We start from the raw sequence: 11,645 nt of genomic DNA, 5'->3' as shown, positions 1-11,645 counted from the left end.
AAAACCGTGAGGCCAACCCCGTGATCCAGACCCTGACCCACCTCCCCCACCCCCAAGAAGACGGCGCAACGCTGGCCAGCCATTTCAGCGACCTGGCGCCGCCCCTCAACCGTCGTCAAGCCCAGCTGGAAGCCTCGCGTTGCCTGTATTGCTACGACGCGCCGTGCGTGAATGCGTGCCCCAGCGAGATCGATATCCCCTCGTTCATCCGCAATATCCACACCGATAACGTGCAGGGTGCGGCGCAGAAAATCCTCTCGGCCAACATCCTCGGCGGCAGTTGCGCTAGGGTGTGCCCCACCGAAATCCTGTGCCAGCAAGCCTGCGTGCGTAACCACGCCGAGGAATGCGCCCCGGTGCTGATCGGCCTGTTGCAACGCTACGCGATCGACAATGCGCAATTCAGCGAACACCCGTTCCAGCGCGCCGCGCCCACCGGCAAACGCATCGCCGTGGTCGGCGCCGGGCCTGCGGGGCTCGCCTGCGCCCATCGCGCCGCCTTGCACGGGCATGACGTGGTGATTTTCGAGGCGCGGGAAAAAGCCGGCGGGCTGAATGAATACGGCATCGCCAAATACAAGTTGGTGGATGACTTTGCGCAAAAGGAGTTGGATTTCCTGCTGCAGGTCGGCGGTATCGAGATTCGCCACGGCCAGCGCCTGGGCGATAACCTGACCTTGAGCGAGCTGCACCAGCAATTTGACGCGGTGTTCCTCGGCCTCGGCCTGGCCGCCAGCAAACAACTCGGCCTGCCCCACGAAGAGGCTCCCGGCCTGTTGGCCGCCACCGACTACATCCGCGAACTGCGCCAGGCCGAGGACCTCACCCAACTGCCCCTGGCCGACCGCTGCATTGTGCTCGGCGCTGGCAACACCGCCATCGACATGGCCGTGCAGATGGCCCGCCTGGGTGCCCGTGATGTGAACCTGGTATACCGCCGTGGCCTGGCGGACATGGGCGCAACCCAGCATGAGCAGGACATTGCCAAGGCCAACCAGGTGCGCCTGCTGACCTGGGCCCAGCCCGAAGCCGTGCTGCTGGATGATCACGGTCGTGTGCGCGGCATGCGCTTTCTGCGCACACACATGGAAAATGGGCGTCTGCACGCGACCGGCGAAACCTTCGAATTGGCCGCCGACGCCATCTTCAAAGCCATCGGCCAGGGCTTCGACAACGCCGCCCTGCACGACCCGCTGGCCCAGCAACTGCACCGCGTCGGCGAGCGGATCTTCGTCGACGAGCAGTTGCGCACCAGTATTCCAGGCGTCTATGCCGGCGGCGATTGCGTCAGCCTCGGCCAGGACCTCACCGTGCAGGCGGTGCAACACGGCAAGCTGGCCGCCGAGGCCATGCACGCCCAACTCATGCTGAACGTGGAGGCTGCGTAATGGCCGATCTTTCGATTGTGTTCGCCGGTATCAAGGCCCCCAACCCCTTCTGGCTGGCCTCCGCACCGCCCACCGACAAAGCCTACAACGTGGTCCGCGCCTTCGAGGCGGGCTGGGGCGGCGTGGTGTGGAAAACCCTCGGGGAAGATCCGGCGGCGGTCAATGTGTCGTCACGCTACTCGGCCCACTACGGCGCCAATCGTGAAGTGCTGGGCATCAACAATATCGAGCTGATCACCGACCGTTCCCTGGAGATCAACCTGCGGGAAATCACCCAGGTCAAAAAGGACTGGCCGGACCGTGCGCTGATCGTGTCGCTGATGGTGCCCTGCGTCGAACAGTCGTGGAAAAACATCCTGCCCTTGGTGGAGGCCACCGGCTGCGACGGTATCGAGCTGAATTTCGGTTGCCCCCACGGCATGCCCGAACGCGGCATGGGCGCGGCGGTAGGCCAGGTGCCGGAGTATGTCGAGCAAGTCACGCGCTGGTGCAAGACGTACTGCTCGCTGCCGGTGATCGTCAAGCTCACGCCGAATATCACCGACATTCGTGTGGCGGCGCGGGCGGCCTATCGCGGCGGTGCGGACGCGGTCTCGCTGATCAACACCATCAACTCCATCACCAGTGTGGACCTGGAACGCATGGTCGCCCTGCCGGTGGTCGGCACCCAGAGCACCCACGGCGGGTATTGCGGTTCGGCGGTCAAGCCGATTGCCTTGAACATGGTCGCGGAAATCGCCCGTGACCCGCAGACCCAGGGCCTGCCGATCTGCGGCATTGGTGGCATCGGCAACTGGCGCGATGCCGCCGAATTCGTCGCGCTGGGGTGCGGCGCGGTGCAGGTGTGCACGGCGGCGATGTTGCATGGGTTTCGGATTGTGGACGAGATGAAGGATGGGCTGTCCCGTTGGATGGACAGCCAGGGCTACACCAGCCTGCAGGATTTTTCCGGGCGGGCGGTGGGCAATACCACGGATTGGAAGTACCTGGACATCAATTACCAGGTCATCGCCAAGATCGATCAGGCGGCGTGCATCGGCTGCGGGCGTTGTCATATCGCCTGTGAAGATACCTCGCACCAGGCGATCGCGAGTGTGAAACTGGCGGACGGCACGCATCAATACAGCGTGATCGATGATGAGTGCGTGGGCTGCAACCTGTGCCAGATCACCTGCCCGGTGGCGGATTGTATCGAGATGGTGCCGATGGAGACGGGCAAGCCGTTTTTGAATTGGACGCAGGATCCACGCAACCCTTATCGGGAGGCGGTGTAGGGCTTCAGGCCGCTATCGGGAGCAAGCCCCCTCCCACAGTTGATTGCATACCTCCAGGTGAATGCGGTCATTTGTGGGAGGGGGCTTGCTCCCGATGAGGCCACCACTCACAACACAAACCTCAAGGTTCCAACCCAATCCCCCGCAAAATCACACTGGTCACCGTCTGAATGGCCTTCTCGAACTGCATGTCCGACAGCGGCTGGTGATCATTCAGAATCGTCACCTGATGATCAAAGTCCGCATAGTGCTGGGTCGATGCCCAGATCATATACAGCAGGCTCGACGGCTCCACCGGCAGGATGCGTTTGTCTTCCACCCATTGGCGAATTTTCGCTTCCTTCATCTTGGCCCAGTCGTACAGGCTTTCATCCAGCGCCTGGCCCAGGGTCGGCGCGCCGTGGATGATTTCGTTGGCCCAGACTTTCGACCCATAGGGCCGCGTGCGCGAGCGCTGCATCTTGGCGCGGATGTAGCTGCTCAACACCACACGCGGATCGTCGAAGGTTTCGAAGCTGAGGGCGTCCTGTTTCCACACGTCCAGCAGGTCGAACAGCACCGCGCTGTACAGTTCGCTCTTGGTGGTGAAGTAGTAATGCAGGTTGGAGCGCGGCAATTGCACTTCTTCGGCGATGTCGGCCATGGCGGTGCTGCCATAACCTTTCACCGCGAAGACTTTTTCCGCCGCCAATAGGATTTTTTCGACGTTGACTCGACGAATTCCGATCTTGTGATTGCCCATAAGGGCTCCCTGACAACAACATGGCCTCAAGACTACCATCGGCTCCAGGGCGCGGCGACACACCACAATGAAACTTCTGACGCGAACCTTTCCCCTGGAAAACGGATTGGTTAGCATCGCTCTCCCGATCAAGGATCCAGATCATGACTATCCGACCTCGTGTCGCCACTGACGATCCCGTGCTCGGCGCACTGTGGGAACGCTCGGTACGCGCCACCCATGACTTCCTGCCAGAGGACGACATCCAACGTCTGCTGCCCCTGGTGCGCGACACCTATTTGCCCATGCCTGCCCTGGATGTGTGGGTGTATGAAGACCCGCAGGGTATCGCCGGTTTCATCGGCACCGGCGGGCATAACGTCGAGATGCTGTTTATCGAACCCGACCGCCGTGGCCAAGGCATCGGCCGGCAATTGCTCGATCACGCGCGTGCGCGCCATGACACCCTGACGGTAGACGTCAACGAACAAAACCCACAGGCCGTGGGGTTTTATCTGCACTATGGCTTCATCCAGGTCGCACGCTCGCCGCTGGATGGCGAAGGCAAACCCTTTCCCTTGCTGCATATGGCTCTACCGACTTCCTAACCTGAAGGTATCGAACAATGTTGATCAAGAAAGCCCTGACCACCGTCGCCCTGCTCGCATCGCTGCTGGGCGCCTCGGCCGCGTTTGCGCATGCCCACCTCAAGAGCTCGACGCCTGCGGCCGACAGCACCGTCGCGGCGCCTGCCGACCTGCGCCTGACGTTCAGCGAAGGCGTCGAAGCCGTCTTCACCAAGGTGTCGCTGAGCAAGGACGGCACCGAAGTCGCGATCAAGGGCCTGGAAACCCCCGACGCCGATAAGAAGACCCTGGTCGTCACGCCTGCCGCACCGCTGGCCGCCGGCAACTATCAAGTAGTGTGGAACGCGGTGTCGGTCGACACGCACAAGAGCAACGGCGAATACAGCTTCAAGGTCGGCCAATAATCCATGGCGACACTGCTGGTGCTGTGCCGCTTTGTGCACTTCATCGTCGTGCTGTTGATGTTCGGGGCCTGTGCCTTCAGGCCCTGGTTGTCAGGCACTGAACGGCAACCGGCACTTGACCGGCACCTGCTGCACATCACCCGCGTGCTCGCCGGGTTGGCGCTGTGTTCCGGCGTGGCCTGGTTGTTGTTGATCACCGCCAGCATGGCCGGCAGCTGGAACGCGGCGCTGCAACCGGCGACCGTGCAGTTGGTGCTGGGCAAAACCTTCTTTGGCCAAGTGTGGGCCTGGCATCTGTTGTTGAACTTGCTGCTGGTGATCGCGCTGGTCAAACCCTGGCCGGCCTTGCGCCTGCCGTTGATCAGCCTGCTGCTGGTCACGCTGGCACCGGTGGGCCATGGCGCCATGCTCAATGGGTTGAGCGGGCAACTGCTGATCCTCAACCAGGTGGTACACCTGGTGTGCGTCGGCGCCTGGCTCGGTGGTCTATTGCTGCTGGTATTGATCCTCAGGCACCCGCGACAGGATGCGCTGGCAACCATCATCAAGCGCTTCAGCGGCGTGGGTTATGGCTTGGTCAGCGGGTTGCTGGTGACGGGGCTGATCAATGTGCGCGTGCTCACCGGGCAGCTATGGCCCACGCCCTTGTTCAATGGTTTTGCCCTGATTCTGTTGATCAAGGTGCTGCTGGTGCTGGGCATGTTGGCACTGGCGCTGTTGAACCGCCTGCGTATCGAGCGCTGTGAGGAACGCCTGGACAGCTTGAAGGCCAGTGTGATGCTGGAGTGGTTACTGGGCGTAGCAGCGGTGGCGGCGGTGTCCCTGCTCGGCACGCTCCCGCCGATGCTCCTCGCCGACTGAGCCCCAACTTCCGGCCACCTCATCATACAACCCCCAGCACACAGAAAATCCCCTGTGGGAGGGGGCTTGCTCCCGATAGCGGTGTGTCAGCCACTGGAAGCATTGCTGATAGACCGCTATCGGGAGCAAGCCCCTCCCACAGGTCGGGTTGACAAGCTGGGGGGAGCGTAAGGATACTCGAGACAAGTCATACGACAACCTACAACAATAATGGAATCCACATGACCACAATCACCTCGCCCACACCCTTCAATCGCCTGCTGCTCACCGGCGCCGCCGGTGGTTTGGGCAAAGTCCTGCGTGAACGCCTGCGCCCCTATGCTCGGGTGTTGCGCCTGTCGGACATCGCCCCGATGGCCCCGGCCGCCGACGCGTCTGAAGAAGTGCAACCCTGTGACCTCGCCGACAAACACGCCGTGCACCCGTTGGTCGAAGGTGTCGACGCGATCCTGCATTTTGGCGGCGTGTCGGTGGAGCGCGCCTTTGAAGAGGTACTCGGCGCCAACATCTGCGGGACTTTCCACATCTACGAAGCCGCCCGCCGCCACGGCGTGAAGCGCGTGATCTTCGCCAGTTCCAACCATGTGATCGGCTTCCACAAACAAGGCGAAATCCTCGACGCCCACTCCCCTCGCCGCCCGGACAGCTACTACGGCCTGTCCAAATCCTACGGCGAAGACCTGGCCAGTTTTTACTTCGACCGTTACGGCATCGAGACCGTGAGCATCCGTATCGGCTCCTCGTTCCCCGAACCGCAAAACCGCCGGATGATGCACACCTGGCTGAGCTTCGACGACCTCACGCAACTGCTGGAACGTGCGCTCTACACCCCCAACGTCGGCCATACCGTGGTGTACGGCATGTCGGCTAACCTCGACACCTGGTGGGACAACCGCTACGCCGCGCACCTGGGCTTTGTGCCCAAGGACAGCTCCGAAGTGTTCCGCGCCCAGGTCGAAACCCAGCCACCCGTGGCTGAAAACGACCCGGCCAAGGTCTACCAAGGCGGTGCGTTTTGCGCGGCCGGCCCCTTCGGTGACTGAACCATGCCCGCTGAATTGATCGTCGACGCCCGCAACACCGTGGGCGAATGCCCAGTCTGGGTACCCGAGGAACAGGCGCTGTATTGGGTCGATATTCCCAACGGCGGCCTGCAACGCTGGAGCGCCGCCACCGGCCACCTCGCGGCCTGGAAAGCCCCGCAAATGCTTGCCTGCATCGCACGTAGCGACGCCGGCAACTGGGTTGCCGGCATGCAAACCGGGTTTTTCCAACTCACCCCGCACAACGACGGCAGCCTCGACACCACCCCCTTGGCGACCGTCGACCACCCGCGCGCGGACATGCGCCTGAACGACGGTCGCTGTGATCGCCAGGGCCGCTTCTGGGCCGGCAGCATGGTCTTGGACATGGGCCTTGGGGCCGCCGAGGGCACTCTTTATCGCTTCGCCGCAGGTGCAACGCCGCAGGCTCAGCTAAGCGGGTTTATCACCCTCAACGGCCTGGCCTTCAGCCCCGATGGGCGCACGATGTATGTCTCGGACTCGCATCCGTCGGTGCAGCAGGTCTGGGCGTTCGATTACGATCTGGAGAGCGGCACACCGTCCAATCGCCGTGTGTTCATCGACATGCACGCGCACCCCGGCCGCCCCGACGGCGCGGCCGTCGATGCCGACGGCTGCTATTGGATCTGCGCCAACGACGCAGGGCTGGTCCACCGTTTCACCCCCGAGGGCCGGCTCGACCGCTCGCTCAGCGTGCCGGTGAAAAAACCCAGCATGTGCGCGTTCGGCGGCAGTCGCCTGGACACCTTGTTCGTCACCTCGATTCGGGACGACCACAGCGAGCAGTCCCTGGCCGGCGGCGTGTTCGCCCTCAACCCCGGTGCCCAGGGGTTACCCGAACCTACGTTTGCGTGTCGCAAGCCTGGGTGACGCTGGCACCTGTTGAGCGGCGTGGTCTCAAGGCGGGCTGTTTTTCAAGCGCCCCGCGGTGTCGATACTGACGACCACCGACAACCCCGGCCGCAGCCGCTCGCTCTCGGCCTGGTCGGGGTCGACCGTGATCCGCACCGGCACGCGCTGGGCGATCTTGACGAAGTTGCCAGTGGCGTTATCGGCCTGCAACAGGCTGAACTCCGAACCGGTCGCCGGGGAAATATGCTGCACCGTGCCATGAAACTTGCGGTGGTTCAGCGCATCCACGGTGAAGGTCACCGGCTGGCCGACCTGCACGTTGTCCATCTGGGTTTCTTTCATATTGGCGATCACCCACAACTGCGGGGGCACCAGGGCCATCAACTGCGCGCCGGAATTGACATAGGCCCCAAGGCGCACGCCAATCTGCCCCAACTGGCCGTCACGCGGTGCGGTGATGCGGGTGTTGGACAGGTCGATGCGCGCCAGTTCCACCGCCGCCTCGGCACTGGCCACGGCGGCCTCCAGCGAACCGCGATTGACGATCACGGTTTGCAGATCCTGCCGGGCAATTTCCAGGCTGGCCTGGGCTTGGGCCACCGAGGCGATCGTCTGCGCGTTCGCCGCACGGGTCACGTCCAGCTCGCGCTTGGACACGGAACCGTCGCCGATCAGCTCTTCATTGCGGCGCAGGTCGGCAAGGCTCTTGCGCGACTGCGCCTGGCTATCGGCCAACGCGGCCTGGCGCAGCTTGATGGTGGCTTCGGCGCTGTTGCGCTGCTGCACTACATTGGCCAACGCGGCTTTCTGTACCGCCAGTTGGGCCAGTGCCTGGTCGAGGCGTTGCTTGTAGATGCGGTCGTCCAGGCGCACCAGCAGGTCGCCGGCTTTCACGTACTGGAAGTCCTGCACCGGCACCTCAAACACATAACCGCTCAGTTGCGGGCCGATGATCGTCACCTGGCCGCGCACCAGCGCATTTTCAGTGGTCTCCACGGCGCTGCTGAACGGCGGCAATTGCCAGGCATACAACACGATCAACACACCGACGATGGCAATCGCGGCAAAGCCCAGCGAAGAGACGATGCGCACCCGCAACGAGCGCGGTTCGGTAATGGTCGAGCCCGGTGGGGTGCTGCCTTCCGGGGTCGAGGCAATGGCGTTGGTGGTCGTGGTTGTCGATTCGGTCATGAAGAAACGCCGCTAGGTTGAACGGGAGGAGTGGCTGCTCGGGTGGTGCTCATCAGCCATAGGCTGCGCAAAAAGATCCAGGTCATGGTCAGTATCGCGATGATTGCGATCAGCATGAAGACATCGTTGTAAGCCATTACGTTCGCCTCCCGGGTCGCGGCCGTGGCGAGGCTGCGGATGCCCATCAGGTTACGCAATTCCGGGTCGGCGACGATACCGCCATAGGCCGAACCGCCGCTCTGTACCCGTGCGGCCACGCGGGGGTCGAGCAAGGTCAAGTGCTCGACGATCATGCTTGAATGATATTTCTCGCGCACGATCTGGAAGGTGCCGAGCAACGCCGCGCCGATCAGGCCGCCGAGGTTCTGGCAAATGCCGAACATCACCGAAAAACTCACCAGGTTGCGCGGGTTGGTCAGCACGTTCTTCGTGCCCAGCACCATGGTCGGCCCCAGGAAGAACGTACCGCCAAAGCCCAGCAGGAACTGACTGATATACAGGTTCTGCGGCCGGGTCAGGTTGCTGGAAAAACTGTCCATCACCGACCCCGTGGCCATCAGCGCCAAGGAAATCACCAGCGGCATCAGCAGGTGCGCGGGGTTGATGGTCAACGCGCTGACCACCAGCCCGGCGATCGCGCCGGCCAGCATGACCACGTACAGCGTGTGCATCTGTTGGTAGCTCATGTTCAACATCTGCATGAACCCCACCGCGCCGGTGGACTGTTCGGACAGCACCATGCGAATCAGGATCACCGCCAGCGCCAGGCGAATCATGGTGCCGCTGCCCAGCCAGCGGGTCATCAGCATCGGGTTGGCGCGGTTATGTTCGATGGCCAGGCCAGCCATGATCAGTATCAGCGAGGCGGCCGAGGCGATACCGATCCACGGCGCTTCCAGCCACCAGTCGATACGGCCCAGGGACAACACCGCGCACAGCAGCGCCACGCCGCTGGCGAGGATGGCGAAGGTGAGGAAGTCGAGTTTTTCAAAGGTCTTGAAACGGTCGCCCGGTGGCAGCTTGAGCAGGAACACGCAACCCAGGCAGATCAGCGCCAAGCCCAGCTCGAACAGGTACAGGCCGCGCCACTCGGCAATCTGCAGCAAGTCTTCGGAGAACAGGCGCGCCAGCGGCAAGGCCAACTGCGCGGTGCCCAACCCCAGGACCAGGGCTTTGAGGCGCCACTTGGCCGGGAATGCCTGGATCATGTAGTACAACCCCAGGGAACTCAGCGCCGCACCCACCATGCCGTGCGCCGCCCGCACCGCAATGGCCGAACTGAGGTCGTTGACGAACAAGTGGCCGAAGGTCACCAGCGCATACAGCACCAGGAACACTTCGGTAAACGCGCGCAGGCCGAACTGCTGGCGGAACTTCACCAGCAGCAGGTTCATGCACACGTTGGTCATCACATAGGCGGCGGGCAGCCAGGCCATTTCGGCGGTGGTCGCCCCCAGTGCGCCTTGCAGGTATTGCAGGTTGGCGATGACCAGGGCATTCCCCAGCCCCCCGGTGATTGCCACCAGCACGCCCACCAGCGCGAACAGCCAGCGTTTGTGGGTGGGGTGCAGCGGTGTCGACGGCGAACCGGGCAGGCTCGGGCGCTCGTGGGGTTCCCAGGTGTGAGGGGTGTATTTGTCCATTCGATGACCTAGATGAACCGACGGTTGAGGTCGGTAAAAGCACGACTCAGGGATAGTAAACCTGAGAGCCGCTCATCTTGCCATCTTGGGGTGGGGTTCACGTCAGTCTGTGGCTGCTCGGATGCCTCTAAAGCGCATTCCCGATCAGATCCAGCCCAGCCAACTCCAGTAAGTCGCCGCAAATACCAGCATCAACCCATACCCCACCAGCGTCACCCAGACCCCGACCTTGGCAAATTGCCTGGCCGTAAACGTCGCCGTGCCCAGGCACACCATGTTCTGCGGCGCATTGATCGGCAGGATGAACCCATAGCTCATGACAAACCCCAGCAGCATGGTCATCCCCAACCGGTTGAACTCCCCCGGCAAGGTCTGCAACACCGCAATCAGGATCGGCAACAACGCCGAGGTCAGGGCCGTGGCGCTGGCGAAGCCCAGATGGATCAGGATCAGGAACGCGCCAAGAATCGCAAACACGCCCAACGGCCCCACCTGATCCAGCCCAGTGTGCGCCACCACCTGCGAACCCAGCCATTGCCCGGCGTGGGTGGTCAGCAGCGCCGTGCCCAGGCTGATGCCCACGCCGAACACAATCACCGTGCCCCACGGAATGCGCGATTGCACATCCTTCCAGGTCATCACGCCCAGGCCCGGCAGCAGCAGGCATACCAGCCCGGCGTAAGTGGTCGAGGTGGTGTCGAAATTGTGCAGGCGCCCTTCCGTGGCCCAGGCCAACAACAGCAGTATCGACACGGCGAGCAGGCGTTTCTGCGGGCCGGTCATGGGGCCGATGTCCAGCAGCGACTGCGCCACCGCTTCTTTACCGCCGGGGATGCTGTCGGTTTCCGGCGGCAGCAGCTTGAGCACCAGGTACAACAACACGGCCGACATAATCAGCGCCCACGGCGCGCCGGCGATCAGCCAGTCGATCCACGACACGCGCTGGCCGAGCATCTTGTCCATGAAGCCGACGCTCAGCAGGTTCTGCGCCGCGGCGGTCTGGATACCGACGTTCCAGATGCTGGTGCCCTGGGCCACCACGATCATGATACCGGCGGCAATGTTCGAGCGTTTATCGACACCAAAGGCGGCAATCACGCCCATCATGATCGGCACCACACAGGCACTGCGCGCCGTGGCACTGGGCACCACCAGGCTGAGCAGGATCGTCACGGCAATCGCGCCGAGCAGGATGCGCCGGGTACTGGTGCCGACGCGGCTCAGGGTCACCAACGCAATGCGCCGGTCCAGGCCGGTGTGGGTCATCGCCGCCGCAATGAACAACGCGCCCGCCACCAGCGCCAGCGCGGGGTTGGAGAAGCCGGTCAGCGCCATGCTGATGGCCGGGCTGGAGCCGATCAGTTGCGTCGGGTCTTGCAGCGAGGGTGCAGTGCCGAGCAAAAACGCCATGAGCGAGGTGATCATGATCGCGCTGGCTTCATAGGACACCGCTTCGCTGATCCACACCACCACGGCAAACGCGAGGATCGCCAGCATACGCTGCCCAGCAACGGGCAGGTCGACCGGCAGCGGCAACCACAGCACGCCGACCATCACCAGTACGGCGACCACCAGGCCCAGGGGTAACTTGAAGGATGCAGCGGTTGTAGCAGGGGCGTTCATGGGCGGCTCCGGGCCTCTGGATCGGGCCTGGAGCATG

The 11,645-nt window shown here is 63.0% G+C and carries 11 protein-coding genes; 7 read left to right on the top strand and 4 right to left on the bottom strand.

Annotation, left to right across the window (positions count from 1 at the left end; all coding sequences use genetic code 11):
- The first annotated feature begins 20 nt into the window (after positions 1 to 20).
- Entirely contained in the window at positions 21 to 1,388 is a 1,368-nt protein-coding gene (locus MJP36_RS13065) for an NAD(P)-dependent oxidoreductase (protein WP_244385623.1), read from the top strand.
- Complete coding sequence (preA, locus tag MJP36_RS13060; protein WP_060756774.1) at positions 1,388 to 2,662, top strand: NAD-dependent dihydropyrimidine dehydrogenase subunit PreA; 1,275 nt, start codon at positions 1,388 to 1,390, stop codon at positions 2,660 to 2,662. The genes MJP36_RS13065 and preA overlap by 1 nt, the downstream gene beginning before the upstream one ends.
- A 121-nt stretch (positions 2,663 to 2,783) precedes the next feature.
- Here the strand turns inward: preA and MJP36_RS13055 are convergent, their stop codons facing one another.
- On the bottom strand, positions 2,784 to 3,404 hold the full coding sequence (locus MJP36_RS13055) for a TetR/AcrR family transcriptional regulator (protein ID WP_060756775.1): 621 nt from the start codon (positions 3,402 to 3,404) through the stop codon (positions 2,784 to 2,786).
- 143 nt (positions 3,405 to 3,547) lie between these two features.
- Between MJP36_RS13055 and MJP36_RS13050 the strand changes: the two genes are divergently transcribed.
- From MJP36_RS13050 to MJP36_RS13030, 5 genes are all read left to right on the top strand, one after another.
- Positions 3,548 to 3,991 (top strand): GNAT family N-acetyltransferase, encoded by a 444-nt coding sequence (locus MJP36_RS13050; RefSeq protein WP_060756776.1) that lies wholly within the window; start codon positions 3,548 to 3,550, stop codon positions 3,989 to 3,991.
- A gap of 17 nt (positions 3,992 to 4,008) precedes the next feature.
- The gene (gene copC, locus MJP36_RS13045) at positions 4,009 to 4,374 is read left to right on the top strand and encodes a copper homeostasis periplasmic binding protein CopC (protein WP_244385502.1); all 366 of its coding nucleotides are present in this window, start codon (positions 4,009 to 4,011) and stop codon (positions 4,372 to 4,374) included.
- Between the two features lie 3 nt (positions 4,375 to 4,377).
- Entirely contained in the window at positions 4,378 to 5,235 is an 858-nt protein-coding gene (gene copD, locus MJP36_RS13040; protein ID WP_244385501.1) for a copper homeostasis membrane protein CopD, read from the top strand.
- A 221-nt stretch (positions 5,236 to 5,456) separates the two neighbouring features.
- Positions 5,457 to 6,278: an NAD-dependent epimerase/dehydratase family protein gene (locus MJP36_RS13035; RefSeq protein WP_244385500.1), complete on the top strand. Its 822-nt coding sequence runs from the start codon at positions 5,457 to 5,459 to the stop codon at positions 6,276 to 6,278.
- A gap of 3 nt (positions 6,279 to 6,281) precedes the next feature.
- Positions 6,282 to 7,169, top strand: a complete 888-nt coding sequence (locus MJP36_RS13030) for an SMP-30/gluconolactonase/LRE family protein (protein ID WP_090370056.1) — start codon at positions 6,282 to 6,284, stop codon at positions 7,167 to 7,169.
- Between the two features lie 27 nt (positions 7,170 to 7,196).
- Here MJP36_RS13030 and MJP36_RS13025 read toward each other — a convergent pair whose 3' ends face one another.
- The 3 genes from MJP36_RS13025 to MJP36_RS13015 form a co-directional block, all read right to left on the bottom strand.
- On the bottom strand, positions 7,197 to 8,342 hold the full coding sequence (locus MJP36_RS13025; protein ID WP_060756781.1) for an HlyD family secretion protein: 1,146 nt from the start codon (positions 8,340 to 8,342) through the stop codon (positions 7,197 to 7,199).
- Positions 8,339 to 9,985: an MFS transporter gene (locus tag MJP36_RS13020; protein WP_060756782.1), complete on the bottom strand. Its 1,647-nt coding sequence runs from the start codon at positions 9,983 to 9,985 to the stop codon at positions 8,339 to 8,341. Before MJP36_RS13020 ends, MJP36_RS13025 begins: the two co-directional genes overlap by 4 nt.
- A 144-nt stretch (positions 9,986 to 10,129) precedes the next feature.
- Complete coding sequence (locus MJP36_RS13015) at positions 10,130 to 11,608, bottom strand: DASS family sodium-coupled anion symporter (RefSeq protein WP_244385499.1); 1,479 nt, start codon at positions 11,606 to 11,608, stop codon at positions 10,130 to 10,132.
- Between the last annotated feature and the right edge of the window lie 37 nt (positions 11,609 to 11,645).

This window comes from Pseudomonas palleroniana (genome assembly GCF_022836895.1).
Taxonomy (GTDB): domain Bacteria; phylum Pseudomonadota; class Gammaproteobacteria; order Pseudomonadales; family Pseudomonadaceae; genus Aquipseudomonas; species Aquipseudomonas palleroniana.
Note: the sequence above shows the minus strand (reverse complement) of the source record. Positions and strands in the feature narration are given on the sequence as shown.

Excerpts from the sequence above, each read along its gene's own strand:
- preA (WP_060756774.1), top strand. The coding sequence starts at position 1,388 with ATGGCCGATCTTTCGATTGTGTTCGCCGGTATCAAGGCCCCCAACCCC.
- MJP36_RS13055 (WP_060756775.1), bottom strand. The coding sequence starts at position 3,404 with ATGGGCAATCACAAGATCGGAATTCGTCGAGTCAACGTCGAAAAAATC.
- MJP36_RS13050 (WP_060756776.1), top strand. The coding sequence starts at position 3,548 with ATGACTATCCGACCTCGTGTCGCCACTGACGATCCCGTGCTCGGCGCA.
- copC (WP_244385502.1), top strand. The coding sequence starts at position 4,009 with ATGTTGATCAAGAAAGCCCTGACCACCGTCGCCCTGCTCGCATCGCTG.
- copD (WP_244385501.1), top strand. The coding sequence starts at position 4,378 with ATGGCGACACTGCTGGTGCTGTGCCGCTTTGTGCACTTCATCGTCGTG.
- MJP36_RS13035 (WP_244385500.1), top strand. The coding sequence starts at position 5,457 with ATGACCACAATCACCTCGCCCACACCCTTCAATCGCCTGCTGCTCACC.
- MJP36_RS13030 (WP_090370056.1), top strand. The coding sequence starts at position 6,282 with ATGCCCGCTGAATTGATCGTCGACGCCCGCAACACCGTGGGCGAATGC.
- MJP36_RS13025 (WP_060756781.1), bottom strand. The coding sequence starts at position 8,342 with ATGACCGAATCGACAACCACGACCACCAACGCCATTGCCTCGACCCCG.
- MJP36_RS13020 (WP_060756782.1), bottom strand. The coding sequence starts at position 9,985 with ATGGACAAATACACCCCTCACACCTGGGAACCCCACGAGCGCCCGAGC.
- MJP36_RS13015 (WP_244385499.1), bottom strand. The coding sequence starts at position 11,608 with ATGAACGCCCCTGCTACAACCGCTGCATCCTTCAAGTTACCCCTGGGC.